We start from the raw sequence: 21848 nt of genomic DNA on the forward strand, positions 1-21848 counted from the left end.
GGATGGCGGCCGGGAACACGATCTCGTTCATGGTCGAGTTGTAGTAGGCGTTCACGGTCTGGGGCGTCATGCCCCACTCGGTGCGATCCACCGGGCCGCCCAGCCTGCGGGCGCGGCGGGTCCACTCGAAGGCCTGGGCCCGCTTGGCGTCGCCGTAGAGATCGTCGGGCGTGATGGCGAGCTTGGAGTAGTCGCGCCAGGCGTCGGGATAGGCGATCTTGACGGTGAAGTGGGCGAGCTTGTCCAGCGCCTGCTGCTTGGTGGCCGGGGTCATCCAGTCGAGCTTCTGGATTCGCGCGGAGAAGGCCCCCTTCAGGTTGTTGACCAGGGCCAGCATCTGGGCCTTCGCCTCGGGGGTGAAGTACTGGGCCACGTAGAGCTGGCCGACGGCCTCGCCCATGGCGGTGTTGGTCGCCGTGACCGCCCGCTTCCAGCGCACCGGCTGTTCGGGCTGACCCGCCAGGGTCTTGTTGCGGAAGTCGAAGCGCGCGTCGCTGAAGGGTTGCGACAGGTAGGGCGCCGCCTCATCGGCCATGTTGAAGGCCAGCCACGCCTGCAGCACAGGGACCGGCGTCTGGGCGAATACGGCGGCCTTCTTCGGGAAGGCGGTGTTGTCCGAGAGGATCGCGCGCTGCGCCTGTCCGATTTCCGACGCGGCCAGGAAACGGTGGAAGTCGAAGCCCGGGGCGTAGGCCGTCAGTTCGGCCAGGCCGATGGGGTTGTAGGTCTTGTCCCGGTCGCGGCGTTCGGCGCGCTCCCAGCTCGCCTCGGCCAGGCGGGTTTCGAACGCCACAATGTCGGCGGCCCGCGCCTCGGGCGACGGCCAGTGGGCCAGCGTCAGCATCCGGGCGACATAGGCCTGGTAGGCGGCCTTCTTCGCGGCGAACGACGGCTTCAGGTAGTAGTCCTTGTCCGGCAGGCCGAGGCCGCCCGTGCCCATGTTCAGGACGTAGAGGCTGGGGTCCTTGGCGTCGGGCGACACGTTGGCGGAGAACAGGCCGATGGAGGCGGAGAACAGCGCGTGGTCGCCCATCAGTTCGGCGATGTCCCCCTGCGTCTTGGCCGCCTTCACCTTTTCCAGGTCATGCTCCAGGGGGATGGCGCCAAGGGCGTCCACGCGCGCGGCGTCCATGTAGGCGCGGTAGAAGGCGCCGATCTTGCCCTGCGGGGTTTCGGGCGAGGCGCCGGAGGCGGCGGCCTGTTCCAGGATGGCGTGGACACGGCTTTCCGACAGCACGCTCAGGGCGTCGAAGGCGCCGACGCGGGTGCGGTCGGCAGGGATCGCGGTCCGGTCCACGAAACCGCCGTTGGCGTAGCGGAAGAAGTCGTCGCCCGGCTTGACGGCCCGGTCCTGGCCGCCGGCGTCGAAGCCCCAGCTTCCGTAGTGCGGCGTGGCCAGTGCGGTGTTCGCGGTTTCGTCGGGCGAACCCGCCGCCAGGGTCTGGCTCGACACCACGCCGACCGCCAAGGCCGCGGCGCCTGCAGCGGTCAGGGGAAGGACCCGGCGCAGGAAGCGGGTATGGGCGGAAGCTGGCTTGGACACAGGCGACCCTCGAGACCTCGACACCCATCTCGAGTGCAACCTTGGCGTAGCAAATCCAAGCGTCGCCGCAAGTCGGTGAAGTTCGCCCGCGCGGCTTTTCCCCACCCTTCGCCCCTGGGCGCAAGGGGCGGGTGCGCCGCCGCCTCGCAGCACATCGCGTCGGGTTCAGTTCGACGCTTGCCTTTGGATAGGGGCGATTACATCCTCCGGCTCCTTTTGGTGCAAAAAGAGGCTGCTTTTGACTTGGCATGTTTGGTTCGCCTTCGTGGCGGCGTCGGCTCTGATGGGGGTAATTCCTGGGCCGGGCGTGACGAGCATCGTCGGCTACGCCCTCGGGTCGGGGCGACGCACCGCGCTCGCCTCGGTCGGCGGCATGGTGGTGGGGAACGCGGTCGCGATCACGCTCTCGCTAGCGGGCGTGGGCACGCTGCTCGCGGCTTCGGCGCTCGCGTTCTCGATCCTGAAATGGGCCGGCGCTCTCTATCTTGTTGGCCTTGGCCTTCTGACGCTCTTGAAGGCGAGCAAGCGCCTGGACAGCTCCGCAGCAGCGGAAAGGGCGGTCGCTCCGCGCACGGCGTTCTTTGGCAACGTGGCTGTGGGACATTTCATCCTAAGACGATCGTGTTCTTCGTGGCTTTCGTCCCTCAGTTCATCAGTCCGCATCTCAGCTATCCGATTCAGGCGACGCTGCTGGGCTTCACCTTCTGTGCGGTGGTCGCGACGACGGACACGGCGTATGCGCTCGCCGCTTCCCGCGCATCCGGCCTGCTCAGACGCCCCGGGGCGTCACTTTGGTCCAAGCGGGCCAGTGGAGGCGTGCTTGTGGTCGCGGGCCTGGCCACGGCGGCGGCCAAGCGCTGATCGATCTCACCCCCGGGGCGTGAATCTCCTGGGGTAGGCCCCTATCCTCGGCGGCGTCAGGCGATCCTATCTGTTCGCGACTTTCACCACGGAGACGGTTCGGTTGAAGCCGACGCTGCGCCCCAAGGCTCGGCTGTCGTAGAGTTGGCCGTTGCGCACCACCTTCACCACGCGCCGCAGATCGCTGATGTCGGTCAATGGGTCGCCCTCGACCAGCACGAGATCGGCTCGCTTGCCGACCTCGACCGAGCCTGATTCACGGTCGAGCTTCATCGCCCGTGCGGCGCCAAGAGTGGCGGTCTGGATGGCCGCGATCGGCGGCAGTCCGGCCTGGACATAGAGCTCCAGTTCGCGGTCGATCCCGTAGCCGATCAGTCCGGTGTCGCTGCCCGCCACGATCGGGACGCCGGCCTCGTAGAGCGCATCGATCACCTTGCCATTGGCCTGCATGCGTTCGTGGAAACGGGCCTCCTCGATGGGGCCGCCAAGCGCCTCGAACTTGGACGACAGGGTGAACGGGGCCGCGTCCAGGCCGGGTTCGAACGAGGCCGCATGCACGGTCTTAGGATGGCCCGCCATCTCGCCCCAGCCTTCGGTCGGGTCCACCACGATTTGCCGCGCCTTCAGGAGCGCTATCAAACTCTTGGCCCGGTCGGAGGCGAGGTCGACCTCGCCGCCGCGCTCGCCCTTGTTTTCGGGGGGCAGCATGGCGCGGGTGACGAACTGCAGATGGTTGATCTGGTCCATACCGTCCGCGACGCCTTCGAACGCGTCCATCGCCGCCGGCACGTGGCCGGTGACGGTCATGCCCCGCCGATGCGCCTCGGCGCTGATCGCCCTGAGCACATCCGGTTTGATCTGGGTGTAGACCTTGATCTGGTCGAAATGCGCGTCCGCGTAACGGTCCACGGCGGCGACGCCCTGTGCGGGCGTCTCGGCGTCGACCGCACCGAAGCCGAGCGGGCCGCCGCTATCGATCAGTCCGGCCAACAGCAGCCGCGGGCCGAGTGCATTCTCCCTGGCGATCTTGCCGCGCACCGTGGTCAGGAAGCCGAACTCGCCGCCGCAGTCACGCGCCGTGGTCACGCCGGCGGCCATCAGCGCGGGGCCGAACTCCACGCCGGAATAGTGCGAGTGCATCTCCCACAGGCCGGGCAGCAGCGATTGACCGTCCGCATGGATGATCTTGAGGCCGGGCGGCAGCTTGACCGATCCCTTGACGCCGGCCGCGGTTATCCTGCCGTCGCGCACCACGACGACGGAATCCTCGATCGGCGCGGCGCCCGTGCCGTCGATCAGCCGTGCGCCGACGATGGCGAACGCGCCCGTCGCTTCCGGCCGCACCTGCTGGTCGAGCGCGTCGAGGTCCGACATCTCCTGGCGCACCCCGCTGCGGACCAGTTGCTCGAACGCCGGCCGATAGGCTTCCAGGATCTGCTCCTGTGGCAGGCCGCCGGCGAACGTCATCAACGCGGCGAGACGGCCCTGCGTATCCATCCACACGATCTCGCGTCCGAACATCAGGTTGGCGACCGTGTAGCGGGTCAGCCGGACCTGGGCGCGTGAACGTCCGGGGAGCGTGATGGCGTCCTCGCCGACGCGCCGGATCTCCAGCGGAAGCGCCTTTTCGCTGGCGCGCAGGATGGGCAGGCTGGCCGGCTCGTGATGCAGCTTCCAGTAGCGCATCATCATCATCTGCAGGGCGGCCGGCATGGTGGGGAAGCCGACATAGGCCGTCGCCGGCCTGGGCATGGTGCGGGTGGCGGCTACCTCTTGAATCGTCGCCGAGGTCGCGCCGACTCGGGTCGACCATGTCTCGCCAGCGGGCGCGCCGTCTCGTCTGAATTCCAGCGCGGTGGGAGCGAACCCCGGCCCCATTGTCAGAGTGGTGTTCCCGGCGCGCGTGCTCCCACGATCCGACAGGGTAGAGGCGATGGTCATCACCGATGCGCCTGCTCCCGATGGGCTCACCGCATAGGTCTCCGAGCCGACCTCGTGCAGCAGGAGATAGGTCCGGTACACGCCGTGCTCTTGCGGCGCGGCGCCCACGCCCTTGGCGAGGCAGGGGGTTTTGAGCGCTGGAAGAATGCAGATCAGGGCCGCGAAAACGATGCGCCGCATGGCTTTGGAGCCCTTGTGTGAGATTCGCACGAACCCGTTCACCCTAGGGGCGCCCATGAGCGCACACCAGCAGCGACGGCGGCTCGCGGCTATAGCTGGGGCGGTCGTGTGTCGTAGGCCGCCCTGGATGCACGGATTGCGGAGAAGTTGTGCTCCGCCCAGTCCACCAGACCGGCCAGGGGACCCAGGACCGAACGGCCAAGAGGGCTCAGGCTGTACTCCACCTTGGGCGGGCTGGTCGGGAAGACGCGTCGCTCCACCAGGCCATCGCGTTCGAGTTCGCGGAGCGTCTGGGTCAGCATGCGCTTGGAGATATCGGGGATGGCGCGGTGCATCTCGCTGAAGCGCCGCGCATCGGGTGCAAGCGCGGTGAGGGCCAGCAGGGTCCACTTCTCTCCGACCCGATCAAGCACGTTGCGGATGGGGCAGGCCGCCGCGTCGAAACCGGCCGCGCGCCAGGACTCGAACGAGGTCGCGAGAGGGGACGGATCGGTCATGGGCACTTCCCGGTTACCTGGTCTGGAAAACCTGCCTCCTTACGCAGGATCTGAAGAGCGCGTAAATGAGGGATGGTCTCGTTTTGAGACCGAGAAGGATAACTGTCATGTCGACGTCTAGCCAGCCCCGTATCTTCATCACCGGCGCAACCGGGGAGTTGGGCGCTCTCGTCCTCGATCAACTGCTGGCGACCGTCGCGTCTGGGGAGATCGCCGTGGGGGTCCGTGTCGCCGACGATGATCGCGCGCGTAAGCTCGCGGCCAAGGGCGTCCAGGTCCGTGTGGCCGACTATGATCGACCCGAGACGCTCGCGACCGCCTTCGCGGGTGTGGAGCGTCTATTGTTCATCTCTTCCAATTCGCTGGATCGCAGGCCGACCCAGCACCGCGCCCTGATCGACGCCGCCGTCCAGGCGCGGGTGGGCTTCGTGGCCTATACCAGCCTCCTGCATGCCGACGTCTCGCCTTTGGGTCTCGCCGCCGACCACAGGGCGACCGAAGCGATGCTGGCCGCCTCCGGCCTGCCGTACGCGCTGCTCCGCAACGGCTGGTACACCGAGAACTACATGGCCTCGGTCGCCCCAGCCCTCGCGCACCACGCCTTCGTCGGCTCGGCTCGGGACGGCCGGATCTCTTCGGCCTCGCGCGCCGACTACGCCGCTGCGGCTGCGGCTGTGGTGCGTTCGAACGACGACCTGGCCGGTCGGGTGTTCGAACTGGCGGGCGATACGGCCTACACCCTCTCGGAGCTGGCCCAAGAACTGTCGCACCAGTCTGCGGAAACGGTCCCCTATGTCGACTTGCCGATGGCCGAATACCGGTCGGCGCTCGTGGGCGCGGGCTTGCCGGCCGATGTCGCGGCGCTGCTCGCCGACAGCGACGCCGGAGCGGCCGAAGGGGCGTTGTTCGACGAAGGCCGCCAGCTCGGCGCCTTGCTGGGTCGCCCGACGACTCCGCTGGCGTCGAGCATCGCGGAAACCTTGCGGGCGCTTGGCCGGTAGCCCGGACGCAGGGGCGGCGGTGGTCTGGCCAGACGAGCGGCACGTGAGCGCGGCCTGAATTCCCGCTTGCCATCGCACCGGCGGATCGGGAGGTTGCCGAAATGGCCCTCGACCAAGACACCCCGCCAACGATTGGCTTGATCGGTTTCGGCGCTTTCGGGCGACTGATGGCCCGCCACCTGCGCCCCTGGTTCCCTATGCGCGCCTTCGACCCGTCGCTTGTCGCGGGGGATACGGTCGAAGGCGTGGAGATCGCCGATCTCGCCTCGACCGCTGCTTGCGACATCGTGGTGCTGGCGGTGCCGGTGGATCAGCTCGCCGCCGCCATCGCCCAGGCGGGGCCGTATATGAGGTCCGGCGCCCTGGTGCTGGACGTCGGCTCCGTGAAGTCGCGCCCGGCCCGCATTCTGCGCGAGCAGTTGCCTGAACACGTGGATATCGTGGGGACGCATCCGCTGTTCGGTCCTCAGAGCGCGCGCAATGGCGTGGAGGGCCTGAAGATCGCGGTCTGCCCTATTCGCGGCGGCCAAACCCCGCGTGTGGCGGCCTTCCTTCGCAAGCGGCTGAAGCTGCGCGTGATCGTCACCACGCCTGAGGCCCACGATCAGGAAGCGGCCGTCGTGCAGGGCCTCACCCACCTGATCGCCAAGGTGCTGGTCCAGATGGAGCCTCTGCCGACCCGCATGACCACCGCCAGCTTCGACATGCTGATGCGCGCGGTGGACATGGTGCGCCACGATCCGCCCTCGGTCTTCCTGGCGATCGAGCAGGCCAACCCCTATGCCGAGGCCGTCCGCGAACGGTTCTTCGGACTGGCCGAGCAACTGCACGCGTCTCTGGAGAAGGGCGAGGCGTAGTCGTCCTCGCCGCTAGCCCTGGAAGCCGCCGTTGGCGAGGTAGTCGAGCTCCTCGGCGGTCGAGACGCGCGCCAGCAGGCGATTGCGATGAGGGAAGCGGCCGAAGCGGGCGATGAGCTCGGCGTGAAACCTGGCGAAACGCAGATAGTCTGTCTCGCCCGTCCGTTCCGCGTACCCGCTGAACAGCTCGACCGACCGGGCCTGGGAGACCGGGTCTTCATGGTGCTCGAAGGGAAGGTAGAAGAACGGCTGCAGGGCAGGGGGACTGGCCAGGTCGAACCCCTCGACGAGAGCCTGTTCGGCGACGTCGCGGGCCATCGGGTCGGTGGCGAAGGCGTGGGCCGATCCCCGGTAGAGGTTGCGGGGAAACTGGTCGAGCAACAGCAACAGGGCGAGCGCGCCTTCCCCGGTTTCCCGCCAGGCTTCGAAGCCGGCTCGAGACGCTTCCAGATGCGCGGTTTCGAAACGCGAGCGGATGGCCTGATCGAACTCGGCGTCGCGGCGGAACCAGGCTTTCGGCCCGGCGTCGCACCAGAAGCTGATCACCGCGTCCGGTGTGATGGGGAGGGGCATATTGGCCTTCGACAGCCTTATTGAGTTTGGTGGATTCGAAACGGCTTCTATTCGGTCTGAACGTCCGCGCGACGTCTTTTGGCGGTGACCTTGACGTCGTGCACGCCTGGTTCGCGGCGCAGGCGTAGCGTCGCCAGTCGGATGTCGTTGGAAGAGACCCGGGAAAGCTGGATGACGATCTGCTGCGTGTCGCCTCCTTCCGCGTCGCGGATGATCATGCGCTTCACCTGGTTGGCGCGTACGCCGATCGCCTTGGCGACCCCCTGTTCCTCCAAGACGTCGCGGTCAGCCGACACCTCCAACCGACACGTCTGCACCCTGGCCCGATAGGCTTCTTCCAGCGGTTTGACCCCGGCCAGGATGGCGATGATGATCGCCGTCGAGATCGTCGCCGCGAAGAACAGGCCGCCCCCCGCCGCCAGCCCGATCGCCGCCACCGCCCATATGCTCGCCGCCGTCGTCAGGCCTCGGACGATTTGGCCGCGCATCAGGATCGCGCCCGCCCCCAGGAACCCGATACCGGAGACGACCTGGGCGGCGATACGGGACGGGTCCAACACCACGCGTGGCATCAGCAGGGCGTGCTGGAAGCCGTAGGCCGAAACGATCATCAACAGGCAGGCGCCGACGCTCACCAGCATGTGCGTACGGATGCCTGCCGCCCAAAGCAGCCGCTCGCGCTCGAAGCCGATGATGCTGCCGAGCACAGCGGCCAGCAGGAGACGGATGGTGATGTCGATGTCTGAGATCATATGCGAGCTTTCGCCCATTTGCGCCCAGGCTACGGACGGATCGTCAGCTTCACACTAAATGGCGCGGACGGGGAAAACCTCTTGGTGCGACCCGCCCAGCCCCCATGCTGATCCTCCGGTCGCGGCGAACGAGGTGGAGCTTCAGCGCCGCGACCAGCGCTGCCAGAAGATGGTCGGGCCGCCGCCGAGCCCTAGGTAGAAGCCCAGGTCGTAGGCGGCGCTCGTCGCCCTGGTTTCGTACAGGTGGGTCTTCCACGGCAACAGGTGGGGCAGGACGCGGTTGATGATCTCGACCAGCAGGGTGATCGGCCCGATGATCCCGTGCCAGAGGCCCAGCACGAACTCCGACAGCAGGCCGCCGGAGGCGGCGTGGGCGGATTCCCCCGAGCCCGCGACGCAGGCGGTCAGGGTGAGGACGACAAGTCCCGCGGCGGCGATCTTGATGGCCTGTTTCATGACTTGAGCCTATCGCCGTTCCGGAGCGGACGACAAGGCGCGATCCGCGTCAGCCATGCGTATCCATCCAGCGTCGGGCCCCGGCGATATAGTCGGCCATGGCCTGGCGATGGGTCGAGAAGGTGTCGTCCACCACCGTCAGGGTGGGGATGGCGCGCTGGTCGGCCTTGATCTCTTGATCGTACAGCGAGAATCCGGCCTCGTGCACGCCGGTGGAGCCGCGCCCGGGCGCCGGGCGACTGAGGTGCTGGTATCCGCGGACATAGGCGTCGTAGCCCGCCGGCCACGCCGGATAGCGCATCACCTGGCTCATCGGCGTGCAGGCCATCTGGGCGTCGTAGAGCATCTCGCCGATCGGTGGTTTGCCGGGGTGGCGCAGAGCCAGGTTGGCCACCAGCCGGCGGTGGCCTTCGAACATGTCGCCGTGCAGGTTGTTCTCCCACAGCCCGGCGATGTCGAGGAAGTAGCCGTCGGCGCCGAATTCCGACAGGACCGACGCAATCCTCTCCGTCAGCCACGACCGCCAGCTGTCCACGGCCAGGTTCATCACCGGGGACCAGCCCTCGCCGCGCCGATCGTTGTCCCAGTCGACCCAGTTCAAGTCGAAGGCGTCGCCGTCGATGTGACGCACGCCGGCGTCGCGATAGGGGGCGGGTTCCGGCAGGGCTAGGTTGGCCGAATTGCTGCCGAACATCGGGACGAGGTGGAAACCGAGCCTGTGGCCCTCGTCCATCAGCCGGCGGAACCCGTCCGCCCCGCCCATCCTGGGATCGGGCAGGTAGCGGGGATAGTTCCAGTAATAGCGCCCGTCCCAGGCGGGCAGGAACACCATGACCCGGGCCGGATCGACCTGGGTCGCCGTCCAGCGCAGGATTTCGCGCTGACGCGCATAGTCGTTGAAGATGTAGCCGGTCCAGTGCGCCCCGTGCAGCGCGAGCACTAGGCCCGTGCGGCGCATCCAGTCGGGTGCGTCGGGCCGGGTTTCCCAATGCGGGATGGCGTAAGATTTCTCGACGTGGGCGAAGTGTTTGGCGGCGGCGATGTCGAAGCTGGGCTCCTTGCCGACCCGCCACAGCGCTGTCTCGATATCGGTGCTGCGGTTCCAGCCCTCGTGCTCGTGTATCAGCTCGACCCTGTAGCCTTCCGGTCCCGGCTGGAAGAAGAAGCGTGCGGGCCTGACGGCGATCTGACGTGCGGAGAGCGCCCAGACGCTGCCGTCGTCGCCCTGTAGCGCCGCCAGTGGCGTGGACATGGCGCCCTTCAGCTGCGGGTATTCGAAGATCAGTTCATCGTCCCCGTGATCGATGAACTCGCCAGCTGCGATCGACAGCTGTCCGCGCGGCAGGCCCCGCACCACCGTGGTGATGGACTTGACCGCGAAGGCGGCGCTGGCGCGGACCTTCCATTGGACCGCGCCGTCGGCGTCGCGATGGAGCTCCGCTGTCAGCCGGCCCGGCGCGGGTGTCTGGCCGCCGTCGCCCAGCAACCCCTCGCAGACGATGCGCAGGCTGTCGCCCGACCACTCCAGGCGGGTGCGAGCGGCGTCCAGGGCGTAGGCGTTCTCGAAGGTGTTGACTCGGAAGCCGAACAGCAGGCTGGCGAACGGCGCGGACGGTTCCGGGAAGTCGAACCCGAATTGGAGCGCCGCCTTGCCGCGCGCTGGGGTGTAGACGCCGCTGCGCGAGGTCAGGGGCTGTAGGCCGTCGCCGCTTGCACCGCCTGTCGCCGCGGCGGCTGCGCCTGCGGCCAGGGTTTCACGTCGTGTCAGGCTGACCATGTGACTCCGTCGGAATGGAAGAGCGAGGCCTCAGTCGATCGCCCCCGGCCCCCGATGCGCCCACATCCGGCGAGGACGTACGACGATGCGGTAGTACAGCGCCGACAGGACGACAACGACCGCGGAGGCCAGCAGGCCCTTGCGTCCATCCGCATCCAGCAGGTCGGTCAGGCCGACGCCGGCCAGGGCGGTCAGCGCCAGGATGGGCAGGACCGGAAACCACGGCATGCGATAGGGCGAATGGGCGGCGACGCCCGAACGACGGCTGCGCAGCGCGGCGAGGCACATGCAGACATAGATGGCGGCTGTGCCGTCGCCGATCAGGATCACCAGCACCTCCAGCTTCACCAGACACCACAGGATGGAGGTGACGCCGACCGCGAGCGTCGCAACCCAGGGCGAGTTGAAGCGAGGGTGAAGCCGCGCGAACGCGTGGCTCAGATGGCGCGGCCACGCGTGGTCGCGGCCGCTGCTGTAGAGCTGCCGCCCGCCCATCAGTGCTGAAGCGATCATGGCGTTGAACAGCGCCAGCGCGATCCCGAGGCTCATCGCCTTGGCCAGCGCTGGACCGCCGACGTCACGTATGAAGCCCAGCAGAGGCGATGGCGCGCGCATCAGCGAGGCCAGGTCCGGCGCGCCGACCAGGACCGCCAGGATGGGTGCGAGCTGGAACAGCGCCGCCAGCCCCAGCGCCCAGAACACCACCGCAGCCATGCGGCGCGGCGCATCTCGAATCTCCTCTCCGAGATAGACCACCGAGCCATAGCCGTCGAAGGCGTAGATGGCGGCGGCCACGCCGATCCCTATGCCCGCCAGCGAGACGGGCGCTAGCCGCCCCGCGCCCGTGAGCATGACGGGATGGGTCACGAGCGCGACCGCGCCCCTATGCGCGTGGGTGAAACCCAGGAAGGCCACGACCGCCAGGGAGGCGAGCTCCAGGCTGAGGAATAGGCCTGTGACCACCGCGTTCAGGCGCACGTTCAGGACCGAGAGGCCCATGCAGAGCGCCACCAGAGCGATGGCGACCGGTATGGGCGCCATCCCCGGGATCACGGCGTCCAGATAGGTCGCGACGCCCAGCGCGGTCATGGCCGGGGCGATGCTGAAGGTGAGCAGGTTGAGCCCCAGCATCGCGAAGCCCCAGGCCGGCCCGAGCGCGCGGCCGACGATGGTGTATTCGCCCCCGGTTTCCGGGAACGCCGCGGCGAGCTCGGCATAGACGTTGGCGATGGCCACGCCGAGCAGGGCCGCCGCGACGAAGCAGATGAAGGTGGCCGCGCCCGCTTGGTGCAGCACGTCGGAGCCGACCACGAAGACGCCGATGCTGGGCGACAGGCCGGACAGGGTGATCAGAAGCGCCCCAACCCCGCCCATGGTGCGGGCCAAGTGGCCGCCCCCGACGCTCCGCGTCGCTTCGCCGTTCATCGCCCCTCCGTCCTGGCGCCCCGGCGGGCCGCGCGTTGTCACGAGCCATCAACCGATTGCGGTGCTGCTGGGGCGCCACGTGCCCTACCTCGCGTCGCCTCCGGGGTCGTCTACGCTGTCGTGGTCCTGGAAAACAAGAACCGCCCCGGCCGTGGCCGGAGCGGTTCGGAATCAAGCTCTGGAAAGCCCGCCTATTTGAGCTGCCAGACGAGCGGGATGGTGACGATCCCCTGCACCGCTTGGCTTCCTTGCATGGCCGGTCTCATCTTGAACAGACGCGCGACCTTGAGGGTCGCCTCGCCAAAACCAAAGCCCACGGGGGTTTCGGAGAGCACGCGGCATCCGCTCAGTGAACCGCTCGTGGTCACCGTACACTGGATCGAGGCGCTGCCGGTCTTCTCCAGTCGCTGGGCCCGGTCTGGATAGTATTGGGCCAGGTCATCTCCGTTGGGCTGACGCACCCAGTCGGGACTGGTGATGACCGGCGGCGCGGCGTTGCGAGCGGGTTGCGCCATCGTCGGCGGCTGAGGCGGCGTGGGGTCGAGCGTGACCGGCGGCGTCAACGGTTCATCCGGTGGCTGGAGCGTCGGCTCAAACTGCAGGGGCGTCGTCGGGATCGTCGGCGTCGGCGTGAGGTGCGGGGCCAGGGACGGCGACGTGCGCGCGATCGTTGGCGGGGGTGGAGGCGGTGGCGTCAAGAGCGGATGCGCCATCGTCAGGCTCACGCCCGGATCGGGGGGAGGCGGATCGTAGTGGGGCTGGAAGTTCACCTTCCACAGATAGAAGAACAGCCCTGCGTGCACGATCACCGAGATGATGATGCCCACCATCGCGCCGGTGCTGAGTTTCTTTCGGCTTCGGCGTTCGTCCAGTAACGGGTCGTAGCGCCGATGAGGATTTCCAGCGTATTGATTGATCATATCGCCTTCCTCGCTTGATATGGTCCCCAACCAATCAGGGCCATGACACAGACTAAGCTTAAATCATCGGGCGAGCGCAACCTTCGGGCGAAACGTTTTTACCGGTCGAGGCATAGACCTGCCCAATAAAGGATCAGTGCGAACGTAAAATCTGGCGCCGCTCTTCTTAGGTAGCGCTAACTTTTCCTATTCCCGCTTCCTGTCGATCCCGGCTCCCCGCGCCGACTCGGTGAGCGACATCGGAATCGGGCGCGAGGGGAGTAGAGCCGTCTTGGCGGAACGGGATGGTCGAAGCCGATCCGAAACTGGCGTATCAGCAGCCGAGCGGAGGGCCACGCGACTGGGGTGGCCGACAGTAGGGGATGAGGCGCCTGACGTATCAGCGGCTTGAGGCTGTCCATGATTGTTCCGCGCGAAGCGGCGTCACGATGTGCATCCACACCTCATGAGCGGGGCCGATCGACCGATCCAGGGCCGTATCAAGCAGGTCATCATCGTCGATCGGTCGCTGAACCTTCCGACCGGCAAACTGGCCGCACAGGTCGCGCACGCCGCCATCCTGGCGTTCCTGAAGGCCACGCCCCAACTGCAGAGGACCTGGTTCGAGACGGGGATGGCGAAGATCGTGCTGGCCTGCGATTCGGCCGAAGCCTTGCGCAAGTTGGCCGATGAAGCGGCGGCGGCGGGCCTGTCCACAGCGCTCGTGGCGGACGCCGGCCGCACCGTCGTTTCGGCCGGGACGATCACGTGTCTGGGCGTCGGTCCGGATGAAGCGTCCCGGGTCGACCTGATCACCGGGGCTTTGCCGTTGTTGAGGTGAAGCCTCCTCCAGCGATGGGCTTTTAGGGGCCGTGTCTGGATCGGGGTGCGATTTCTAGGGCCGCTGATCGTGCACTTCGGCGATGTAGCCGCCGGGGAACGTCAGCATCGCTGCGTGTCTGTCGCCGGAACGGTAAGGGGCGACGAGCACCGTCGCGCCAGCCGCCTTCTGGTGTCGTCACACCGCCGTCCCGCCTGAGTTCGGTTGTTCGGCCGCCCTGCACGCGTGGTGCATGGGGCACCTAAGCCTTCCGCAGATCGATATTCTTCAGCGGAAGCCGTCGCACCCGCTTGCCGGTGGCGGCGAAGATGGCGTTGCAGACGGCGGGAGCTATCGGCGCCACCGAAGGTTCCCCGATGCCGCCCCACTTCTTGCCGCCGGACAGCGACATGTGCACCTCGATCTTCGGTGTCTCCGACATCTTCAGCAGCTTGTAGGTGTTGAAGTTGGCCTGCACCGGCGCGCCGTCTTTGATCTGGATCTCGCCGTAGAGCGCCGCCGTCAGGCCATAGACCACGCCGCCTTCGATCTGCTGGGCGATCGTGTTGGGGTTGACCGCGTGGTAGCAGTCGACCGCCGCCACGACCCGGTCGACCGTGACCTTGCCATCCGCGCCGACCGTGACCTCCGCCACCTGGCCCGTCACCGTGCCGTAGGTCTCGACGATGGCGATGCCGCGACCTCGACCGGGGGGCAGGGGATCGCCCCAGTTGCCGTGCTTGGCGATGGTGTCGAGCACGCCCAGGTAGTCTGGCCGATCCAACAGCAGCGAACGCCTGAATTGGTAAGGGTCCTGGCCCGCCGCGTGCGCCAACTCGTCGATGAACGATTCCAGGAAGAAGGTGTTCTGCGAGGCGCCGACGCTGCGCCAGAACATCACCGGGATGTGGGCGTTCTTCAGCATCACGCCGACCTGGTTGTTCGGCACCTTGTAGGCGTGGGTGGCGAGCACCTCGACCGCCATCGGCTCGATCCCGCTGGGCACATCGTTGAGGCCGAGCGAGCGTAGCAACGAGCCGACCGCCACCCGCGTGTCCATCGCCGTGGGCTTGCCGTCCGCGCCCAGCACCGCCTTGAAGCGGATCGCCGCCTGGGGACGGAAGCGGTCGCGGCGCATGTCCTGTTCGCGATGCCAGATCAGCTTGACCGGCTTGTTCACCACCTTGGCCACGGCGATGGCGTGCACCAGTTCGTCGTGCTTGCCGCGTCGGCCGAAGCCGCCGCCGAGGAATTGGTTGTGGACGTAGACGTTCTCGGGCGCGACGCCGGATTCCTTGGCGGCCAGCTTCAACACGTCCATTGGCGATTGGGTGCCGATCCACACGTCCACGCGCTCCGGCGCCAGCGTCACCGTGCAGTTCAGCGGCTCCATCGGCGCGTGCGCGAGATAGGGGACCTCGTAGAGCGCCTCGACCACCTTGGCGCCGGGCTGGGCCAGCGCCGTCGCGGCGTCGCCCTGGCTCTTGGCCGTGACCATGGGACCGTCCAGCGCGTCGCGATAGGCCTTGTCGAGCCGGGCGCTGTCCACCGTGGCGTTCGCGCCGGGCGCCCACTCGGGCTGCAGCAGGTCGAGGGCGGCCTTGGCGCGCCAATAGCGATCGGCCACCACCGCGACGGCGTCGTCCAGCTTGACCACCGCGATCACGCCGCGAAGGCCCTTGACCGGCGCCTCGTCCACCGCCTTCAGCTTGCCGCCGAACTCGGGACAGGAGACCACGGCGGCGTAGACCATGCCGGGAACCTGGGTGTCGATACCGAACTGGGCCGAGCCGTCCACCTTGGGCAGGGTGTCGAGCCGGGGCGTCCATTTTCCGACCAGCGTGTATTGGTCGGTGGTCTTGATGTCCGGTTCGACGTCCATCTTGATCAGGGCCGCAGCTGGAGCCAGCTCGCCAAAACGCAGGCTGCGATTGGAGATCAGGTGCAGGCACCTGCCCTTGTCGACGCTGCACTGGGTCGGATCGACCTTCCACTGCTGGGCGGCGGCGAGGCGCAGGCGCTCCCGCGCGCTGGCGCCGGCCTGCTGCATCATCTGCACCGAGGTCCGCACGCCGGAGCTGCCGGCAGTCATCATCGAGCGGTAAAGCTTGCCGCCCTCGCGCTGGTTGCGGTTGGCCGAGGCGTACTCGATGCGGACCTTGGACCAGTCGCAGTTCAATTCCTCCGCGACCAGCATGGCCAGGGCGGTCGAGGTGCCCTGGCCCATCTCCTGGTGCGGGATGCGGATGGTGATGGTGTCGTCGGGGTCGATCACCAGCCAGGCGGTGAGTTCCGGATGGACGTCCTGGCCGTCCGAGAGGTGGATGCGTGCGCTGGCCTGGGCCGCGATCGGCAGGCCGATGGTCAGGCCGCCGGCGGCGGACAGGCCGGCGAACAGCAGGGTGCGGCGGCTGGGGGCGAGGTTGGCTGGCGCGTTCATGCCCGTCACGCCTTCTGGGAGGTCAGCGCCGCGGCGCGGTGGATGGCCTTGCGGATACGGGGATAGGTGCCGCAGCGGCAAAGGTTGGTCATGCCCTTGTCGATATCCTGGTCGGTGGGCTGCGGATGGGTCTTCAGGAAGGCGGCGGCGGCCATGATCTGCCCGGACTGGCAGTAGCCGCACTGGGGCACGTCCTCGACCGCCCAGGCGAGCTGGACCGGATGGCGGCTGTTGGGCGACAAGCCTTCGATGGTGGTGATCTGCTGGCCGACGACGCTGCTGACCGGAAGCATGCAGGTGCGCTTGGCCACGCCGTCCACCTGCACGGTGCAGGCGCCGCATTGGGCGATGCCGCAGCCGAACTTGGTCCCGGTAAGGCCGAGCTCGTCGCGCAACACCCAGAGCAGGGGCGCTTCCGGCTCGACGTCGAGCTCGTGACGTTGTCCGTTGACCAACAGAGTAATCAAGCAATCCCCCGACGTTTTTTATTGCTCTATTTGCAAGCCGTTCCGTTGAGTGGCTAAGCTGCATAACGGAAGCTTGCATGGCATCTAGATTGACCAATGCACGCTAACCGTGCCTGGCTTCGCCGTCCATAGATGCGGGAGGCGTCGAGCGGATTTTAAACCCGCTCGAACACCCGACAGAGTCCGCCGCTTGCTGTGAGCGGCGGACCTACGCCCACCCGAGAGGAGGTGGGCATAGGGGATGCGCCTCGCTTTCAGCTAGCCGTCGTCACCATCGTCATCGTCCGTCTCGGCCTCCGTGGAGGCGTCATCGTCCTGGTCGTCGTCGTCCTTGTGAACGGCGGGCGGTCTGGCGGTCAGGGGCGTCAGCCGTCCACTGGCGAGCGTGCTGTTGAACGCTGCGACATCCTTCGCCATCAGCGTCTTGTAGTGAGCCGTCGCGCTCTTCAGGTCGTCTTCGATTGTGGTCAGCATGGCCGGCATGGTGTCGGTCGGGCGCTGCTCGGCCCCGCCGGCCATGTCCAGCACGCCGCCATTGACCCCGGCGTAGAGCCATTCGAGGTTGAAGTAGACCTTGTAGGCAGAGACGTAATATTTGTCGTCGCTCGGCGCCATGTCCTTGTTGAACAGTTCGTATTCGACCGTTTGGAGTTTCTGATCCATCTCCTCGGCCGCGCGCTTCATGCCGGCGTTCTTGGCCAGCTTGGGCTGCATGTCCTCGATCTGGCGGCGCATCCACTCGATGTGGTTGACCATGTCCGATGTCTGCTTGACGTCGTCGCGCACGCGAAGCTGGAACTTCAGCATCGCGGTCAGGTCGGCGGTGGTGCCGGGGCTGTTGGGATCGAGCAGGATCTCCATCGGCGCGGTCTGGCTGTGGTCGTCGACGGTCAGGCGCACGCTGTAATGGCCGGGAGGGACCAGCGGTCCCTTCTGGCGGGGCGCCATGCCCCATTGGGTGACGGTGCGATAGGCGCGGCTGTCCTTGAAGCGCGGCTCGTTCCAGATATCGGGGTCCTGGGGCGGCGTGGTGCGCAGTTGCAGGGTGGACAGCGGTTCGTAGCGCAGGTCCCACTGGACGCGGTTCAATCCCGCCTTGGCCTTGCGATGCAGGGTGCGGATCACCGTTCCGTCCGCATCCAGAATCTCGACGCGGATCGGCTCGTGCGGCGCGGCCTTGAGCGCGAAGTTGACGTAGGCCGCCTGGTTGCGGGGCAGGCGGTAGGTCGGGCGCGGCGTGAACAGCCTCACCGCCGGCTCGGTCTTGCCGACCATGGCGTCGGCCGACATCTGTTCCAGCGGCGAGATGTCGGACAGGATGTAGAAGCCGCGGCCCCAGGTCGAGACGGCCAGGTCGTGGAAGCGCTGCTGCACCACCGTCCAGGTGATCGGGGCAGGGGGCAAGCCCTGCTTCAGCCGCTCCCAATGGCCGCCGTCGTTCAGCGAATAGTAGAGCGCATTGCCGGTCCCGGCGAACAGCAGGCCCTTGGCGTTGGGGTCCTCCGAGACGTTGCGGACATAGGCGAGTTCGCCCCTGGGCAGGTCGCTGTCGATCCGGGTCCAGGTCTTACCGAAATCGCGGGTGCGATAGATGTAGGGGTCGCGATCGTCGTTGATGTGGAAGTCGATGGCGACATAGGCCGTGCCGGCGTCGAAGGTCGACGGCTCGATGCTGGCGATGGTGCCCCAGGCGGGCAGGCCGGTCATGTTCTTGGTGAGGTCGGTCCAGTGCTCGCCGCCGTCCAGCGTGTTCCACAGCTTGCCGTCGTTGGTGCCGGCCCAGATCAGGCCCTTCTGCTTCTTGGACGGGGCGATGGCGTAGACCACCTCGCCGTAGAACTGGCCGAGGTTGTCGCCGGTGATGCCGCCCGAACCGCCGAGGCGGCTCGGGTCGTTGGTCGACAGGTCGGGGCTGATGATCTTCCAGCTCTGGCCGGCGTCTTGCGTGCGGAAGATCACCTGACAGCCGTAGTAGACCGTCTTGGGATCGAACGGGTCGATGGCCAGCGGCGAGGTCCAGTGGCAGCGGTACTTGGCGTCGCCCGGCGCGGAACTGAGGGTGTGCAGCCAGGGGCTGACCGAACGCGCCATCCGGGTCTTGGCGTCCCAGCGCGTCACCTCGTTGCCGTAGCAGGTCGCCCAGACGATGTTGGTGTCGCTGGGGTCGGGCACGGTGTAGCCCGACTCGCAGCCGCCCATGCCGTGCTCCCAGCCGGTGTGGTCGCCCAGGCCCCATGAGGTCGAACCGAACGGGACGCTCGGTCCGCGCATGGTGCTGTTGTCCTGCATGTTGCCGTAGAAATAGTAGGGGATCTGGTCGTCGACGGCGACGTGATAGATCTGGCCCAGCGGCAGGCCGACCTTGTGCCAGCCCTTGCCCCCCACCGTGGTGATGTCCAGCCCGCCGTCATAGGTGATGGCGAAGTGGTTGGGGTCCTTGGGGTCCATCCAGATGTCGTGGTTGTCCCCGCCCCAGTGGGTGATCTCGAAGGTCTTGCCGCCGTCGGTGGAGACGTGGAAGTTGCTGCTGGAGACCAGCACCTTGTTCTCGTCGCCGGGCGACACCGCCAGCTTGATGTAGTAGCCGGCGCGGCCGGTCAGGGTGCGGTCTCGGCTGGTCAGCGCCCAATTCTCGCCGCCGTCGTCGGAACGCCAGACCGACCCCTGGGTGTCGGTCTGGATCAGGGCGTAGACCCGCTTGGGGTTGGTGGGGGCGATGGCGACGTCGATCTTGCCGAGCGGCGAGGTGGGCAGGCCGTGGTCGACCACGCGCTTCCAGGTCTTGCCGCTGTCGTGGGTGATGAATATCCCGCTGCCGGGGCCGCCGCTGAACTCGCCCCAGGTGTGCATGACCACCTGCCAGGTCGCGGCGATCAGGGTGTTGGGGTCCTTCGGGTCCATGGTCAGGCCCGAACAGCCGGTGTTGGGATCGACGAACAGCGATTGCGTCCAGGTCTTGCCGCCGTCGGTGGTGTGGAAGACGCCGCGCTCTTGCTGCGGCCCGGTCATCCGGCCGGCGGCGCAGACCCAGACATCGTTGGGATCGGTCGGGCTAGCGATCATGTGGGCGATGCGGCCGGTGCCCTTAAGGCCGACATTCGCCCAGGTCTTGCCGGCGTCGGTCGAGTGATAGACCCCGTCGCCCATCACATCCATGTCACGGATCGCCCACGCCTCGCCGGTGCCGGCCCAAACCACCTTGGGATCGACCGGGGACACCGCCAGCGCGCCGATCGCGGCCACCGACTGGTCGTCGAAGATCGGGTCCCAGCGGTTGCCGCCGTCCACCGATTTCCAGACACCTCCGGACGAGGCGCCGGCGTAGTAGGTGGTCTTGTCGCCCGGCACGCCCGCCACCGCCGCCACCCGGTTGCCCTGGGTCGGGCCGACGAAGTGAAAGCCGAAGGTGTCGGGGTCCGGCCTGGACCGTTGCGCCATGGCCGTCCCGGCCGAGGACAGCGCCAGCAGCACGGCGACACTACGAACCAGACGGATCAGCATACAAATTCCTCGCGGGCCTACGCAGGCGCATCGTATACTAAATACGGGATCGAATATGTCGATACAGGTTCGGCAATATTGTCAGGATACGCCTTGCCGCACCGATCGGCAGTTGGCCTAGCGGCATATGCAATGTCACCCAATTGAACGCTCGGGTGCAGGGGCGATATAGCGCTGACGGCCCAACCTTGCCTATGCTGCTTGCGATGAGCAACGGACGCGAGGTCGGCGCGTTTGGGCCGTCGTATGGGAAACCAAGATGGCCTCCATCCCCCCTGTCCGTAGGTTGTTTCTTTTATGCTGGTTCGCCTCGATCGGCCTGTCTGCCGGCCCGGCCGCCGCCAAGACGGCGCTTGATGAAGCATCGGCGCCAGACCGGTTCGAGAAGGTCAACCGGGTCGTCTTCTACGCCAACGGGGCGCTCGATTTCATCGTGATCCGCCCGGCGGCCATGACCTACAAGCGGGTCACGCCGCGCCCGATCCGGACCGGACTGCGCAATGCGTTCTCGAACATGGGCGAGCCGACCGTCGCGATCAACGACGTGCTGCAAGGGCATGGCAAGAAGGCCGTGAGAACCGTGGGTCGCTTCGCCATGAACTCCACCGTTGGGGTCGCTGGGTTGTTCGACGTCGCCCAGGGGGCAGGTCTGAAGCATCATGACAACGACTTCGGGATCACCCTGGCGCACCATGGCGTGAGATCGGGGCCATACCTGTTCCTGCCCGTGTTGGGGCCGGCCACGGTGCGGGACGCCGCCGGTTTCGCCATCACCATCGGCATTGATCCGTTCACCTATCTGCGCTTCCCCCAATCCACGCCTGTCATCGTATCTCGTATCGTGGAGACCGCGCTCGACGAGCGGGCCACGGAGGATCCTGAAATCAAGGCGATCATGGCCCAGGCGACCGACGTGTACGCCTCGATCCGATCGCTATATCTGCAGAACCGGGAAGCCCAGATCAGCGGCGGCAAGATAGATCCCGGGCAGCTGCCGGACTTCGACAGCTCAGCTCCCGATCCGAAATCTCCGACCCTAAACCATTGAAGAATAGCGAGGGATTTAGGTCGGATGCGTCCTCCAGCGCGCCTCCGATTATGCAATGGAGATCGTGTGGAATGGTGATGCTTCGCCTGTAACCGTCTGGAAGGTCACGAAATGGCCTTTTTGAATCGACCACTGTTAACGTGCGGAAGTCCTTGGGGGGCTGCCGTACTGTCGGCGGCCTCGTCCCTTCCGCTCGGGAAAACAAGGTCAAGAGGTCTAAATGAAGGTCTATTCCAGCGCCTGGATCGTGGGCGCAGTCATGGTCGGCGCCGTCGGCATGAGCGGCTGCGCCACCAAGGGGTACGTGCGCGATCAGGTCGGCGTCGTCGACCAGAAGGTCAACGCCCATCAGGCGCGGCTCGACCAGGACGACACCCATTTGGGCGATCTCGACCGCACTTCGAGCGAGGCGCTGGAGCGGGCCAAGGCTGCTGGCAAGCTGGCCGAGGGCAAGTTCCTCTACTCGATGGTGCTGTCGGACGACTCGGTGAAATTCCCGGTCGATCGCGCCAAGCTCTCGCCCGAGGCCCAGGCCCGGTTGATGGATTTCGTGCAGAAGCTGAAGACCGACAACCGCAACGTCTACGTCGAAATCCAGGGCCATACCGATTCGACCGGATCGGCAGAATATAACCATAAGCTGGGCGAGGATCGCGCCGAGGCCGTGCGCCTGTTCATGAACCAGCAGGGCGTGGCCCTGAACCGGATGTCGACCATCTCCTACGGAGAGACGGCGCCGGTCGCGCCCAACTCCACGCGGGCGGGTCGGGCCCAGAACCGACGCGTGGTCGTGATCGTACTGGCTTGATC

18 protein-coding genes and 1 pseudogene are annotated in these 21848 nt (G+C 66.8%); 7 read left to right on the plus strand and 12 right to left on the minus strand.

The genetic code is table 11. The annotated features are described in order from the left end of the window. The coding region (locus GSQ87_RS00025; protein ID WP_158912522.1) for a M13 family metallopeptidase at nt 1-1543 on the minus strand (1543 nt) is incomplete at its 3' end. 283 nt (nt 1544-1826) lie between these two features. Here GSQ87_RS00025 and GSQ87_RS23015 point away from each other — a divergent pair. Both GSQ87_RS23015 and GSQ87_RS22600 read left to right on the plus strand, forming a co-directional pair. Beyond that, nucleotides 1827-2096, plus strand: a pseudogene (locus GSQ87_RS23015) (LysE family transporter); the annotation flags it as partial. Nucleotides 2097-2164: 68 nt separating this feature from the next. Then, nucleotides 2165-2404 (plus strand): LysE family translocator, encoded by a 240-nt coding sequence (locus GSQ87_RS22600; protein WP_254062679.1) that lies wholly within the window; start codon nt 2165-2167, stop codon nt 2402-2404. 66 nt (nt 2405-2470) lie between these two features. On the opposite strand, the gene GSQ87_RS00035 is transcribed toward GSQ87_RS22600, so the two are convergent. Together GSQ87_RS00035 and GSQ87_RS00040 are read right to left on the minus strand one after the other, a co-directional pair. Continuing rightward, complete coding sequence (locus tag GSQ87_RS00035) at nt 2471-4525, minus strand: amidohydrolase family protein (protein ID WP_158912523.1); 2055 nt, start codon at nt 4523-4525, stop codon at nt 2471-2473. An 89-nt stretch (nt 4526-4614) separates the two neighbouring features. Further along, nucleotides 4615-5022, minus strand: coding sequence for a helix-turn-helix domain-containing protein (locus tag GSQ87_RS00040; protein WP_158912524.1), 408 nt, complete (start codon nt 5020-5022; stop codon nt 4615-4617). Between the two features lie 107 nt (nt 5023-5129). Between GSQ87_RS00040 and GSQ87_RS00045 the strand changes: the two genes are divergently transcribed. Then, on the plus strand, nt 5130-6023 hold the full coding sequence (locus GSQ87_RS00045; protein ID WP_158912525.1) for an SDR family oxidoreductase: 894 nt from the start codon (nt 5130-5132) through the stop codon (nt 6021-6023). 101 nt (nt 6024-6124) lie between these two features. Further along, complete coding sequence (locus GSQ87_RS00050; protein ID WP_158912526.1) at nt 6125-6880, plus strand: prephenate dehydrogenase; 756 nt, start codon at nt 6125-6127, stop codon at nt 6878-6880. A 12-nt stretch (nt 6881-6892) separates the two neighbouring features. On the opposite strand, the gene GSQ87_RS00055 is transcribed toward GSQ87_RS00050, so the two are convergent. From GSQ87_RS00055 to GSQ87_RS00080, 6 genes are all read right to left on the minus strand, one after another. Then, complete coding sequence (locus tag GSQ87_RS00055) at nt 6893-7453, minus strand: DUF924 family protein (protein WP_158912527.1); 561 nt, start codon at nt 7451-7453, stop codon at nt 6893-6895. A gap of 47 nt (nt 7454-7500) precedes the next feature. Beyond that, nucleotides 7501-8205 carry an MgtC/SapB family protein gene (locus GSQ87_RS00060; protein ID WP_158912528.1) on the minus strand — a complete coding sequence of 235 codons (705 nt, stop codon included), beginning with the start codon at nt 8203-8205 and terminating at the stop codon, nt 7501-7503. A gap of 141 nt (nt 8206-8346) precedes the next feature. Further along, nucleotides 8347-8661, minus strand: coding sequence for a hypothetical protein (locus tag GSQ87_RS00065; RefSeq protein ID WP_158912529.1), 315 nt, complete (start codon nt 8659-8661; stop codon nt 8347-8349). Between the two features lie 49 nt (nt 8662-8710). Next, nucleotides 8711-10438 (minus strand): hypothetical protein, encoded by a 1728-nt coding sequence (locus GSQ87_RS00070; protein WP_216838852.1) that lies wholly within the window; start codon nt 10436-10438, stop codon nt 8711-8713. A gap of 30 nt (nt 10439-10468) precedes the next feature. Then, on the minus strand, nt 10469-11863 hold the full coding sequence (locus GSQ87_RS00075) for an APC family permease (RefSeq protein WP_158912530.1): 1395 nt from the start codon (nt 11861-11863) through the stop codon (nt 10469-10471). Between the two features lie 191 nt (nt 11864-12054). Continuing rightward, entirely contained in the window at nt 12055-12783 is a 729-nt protein-coding gene (locus GSQ87_RS00080; RefSeq protein ID WP_158912531.1) for an energy transducer TonB, read from the minus strand. 445 nt (nt 12784-13228) lie between these two features. Here GSQ87_RS00080 and pth2 point away from each other — a divergent pair, with 445 nt between their 5' ends. After that, on the plus strand, nt 13229-13603 hold the full coding sequence (pth2, locus tag GSQ87_RS00085) for an aminoacyl-tRNA hydrolase (protein ID WP_158912532.1): 375 nt from the start codon (nt 13229-13231) through the stop codon (nt 13601-13603). A 241-nt stretch (nt 13604-13844) separates the two neighbouring features. Here the strand turns inward: pth2 and GSQ87_RS00090 are convergent, their stop codons facing one another. The 3 genes from GSQ87_RS00090 to GSQ87_RS00100 form a co-directional block, all read right to left on the minus strand. Next, the gene (locus tag GSQ87_RS00090) at nt 13845-16022 is read right to left on the minus strand and encodes a xanthine dehydrogenase family protein molybdopterin-binding subunit (RefSeq protein WP_158912533.1); all 2178 of its coding nucleotides are present in this window, start codon (nt 16020-16022) and stop codon (nt 13845-13847) included. 5 nt (nt 16023-16027) lie between these two features. After that, nucleotides 16028-16489 (minus strand): (2Fe-2S)-binding protein, encoded by a 462-nt coding sequence (locus tag GSQ87_RS00095; RefSeq protein WP_158912534.1) that lies wholly within the window; start codon nt 16487-16489, stop codon nt 16028-16030. Nucleotides 16490-16747: 258 nt separating this feature from the next. After that, nucleotides 16748-19990 (minus strand): sialidase, encoded by a 3243-nt coding sequence (locus GSQ87_RS00100; RefSeq protein ID WP_158912535.1) that lies wholly within the window; start codon nt 19988-19990, stop codon nt 16748-16750. 259 nt (nt 19991-20249) lie between these two features. Between GSQ87_RS00100 and GSQ87_RS00105 the strand changes: the two genes are divergently transcribed. Beyond that, nucleotides 20250-21038, plus strand: coding sequence for a VacJ family lipoprotein (locus GSQ87_RS00105; RefSeq protein ID WP_158912536.1), 789 nt, complete (start codon nt 20250-20252; stop codon nt 21036-21038). Nucleotides 21039-21258: 220 nt separating this feature from the next. After that, nucleotides 21259-21846, plus strand: coding sequence for an OmpA family protein (locus GSQ87_RS00110; protein ID WP_158912537.1), 588 nt, complete (start codon nt 21259-21261; stop codon nt 21844-21846). The last annotated feature ends 2 nt before the right edge of the window (nt 21847-21848 follow it).

The organism is Caulobacter sp. S45 (assembly GCF_009765965.1).
Taxonomy (GTDB): Bacteria; Pseudomonadota; Alphaproteobacteria; order Caulobacterales; family Caulobacteraceae; genus CAHJWH01.

Bases quoted from the DNA above. Each gene is read 5' to 3' on its own strand.
- GSQ87_RS00080 (WP_158912531.1), bottom strand. From the start codon at position 12,783: ATGATCAATCAATACGCTGGAAATCCTCATCGGCGCTACGACCCGTTA.
- GSQ87_RS00090 (WP_158912533.1), bottom strand. From the start codon at position 16,022: ATGAACGCGCCAGCCAACCTCGCCCCCAGCCGCCGCACCCTGCTGTTC.
- GSQ87_RS00070 (WP_216838852.1), bottom strand. From the start codon at position 10,438: ATGGTCAGCCTGACACGACGTGAAACCCTGGCCGCAGGCGCAGCCGCC.
- GSQ87_RS00105 (WP_158912536.1), top strand. From the start codon at position 20,250: ATGGCCTCCATCCCCCCTGTCCGTAGGTTGTTTCTTTTATGCTGGTTC.
- GSQ87_RS00035 (WP_158912523.1), bottom strand. From the start codon at position 4,525: ATGCGGCGCATCGTTTTCGCGGCCCTGATCTGCATTCTTCCAGCGCTC.
- GSQ87_RS00110 (WP_158912537.1), top strand. From the start codon at position 21,259: ATGAAGGTCTATTCCAGCGCCTGGATCGTGGGCGCAGTCATGGTCGGC.
- GSQ87_RS00075 (WP_158912530.1), bottom strand. From the start codon at position 11,863: ATGAACGGCGAAGCGACGCGGAGCGTCGGGGGCGGCCACTTGGCCCGC.
- GSQ87_RS00065 (WP_158912529.1), bottom strand. From the start codon at position 8,661: ATGAAACAGGCCATCAAGATCGCCGCCGCGGGACTTGTCGTCCTCACC.
- GSQ87_RS00050 (WP_158912526.1), top strand. From the start codon at position 6,125: ATGGCCCTCGACCAAGACACCCCGCCAACGATTGGCTTGATCGGTTTC.
- pth2 (WP_158912532.1), top strand. From the start codon at position 13,229: ATGAGCGGGGCCGATCGACCGATCCAGGGCCGTATCAAGCAGGTCATC.
- GSQ87_RS00055 (WP_158912527.1), bottom strand. From the start codon at position 7,453: ATGCCCCTCCCCATCACACCGGACGCGGTGATCAGCTTCTGGTGCGAC.
- GSQ87_RS00060 (WP_158912528.1), bottom strand. From the start codon at position 8,205: ATGATCTCAGACATCGACATCACCATCCGTCTCCTGCTGGCCGCTGTG.
- GSQ87_RS00100 (WP_158912535.1), bottom strand. From the start codon at position 19,990: ATGCTGATCCGTCTGGTTCGTAGTGTCGCCGTGCTGCTGGCGCTGTCC.
- GSQ87_RS00040 (WP_158912524.1), bottom strand. From the start codon at position 5,022: ATGACCGATCCGTCCCCTCTCGCGACCTCGTTCGAGTCCTGGCGCGCG.
- GSQ87_RS00045 (WP_158912525.1), top strand. From the start codon at position 5,130: ATGTCGACGTCTAGCCAGCCCCGTATCTTCATCACCGGCGCAACCGGG.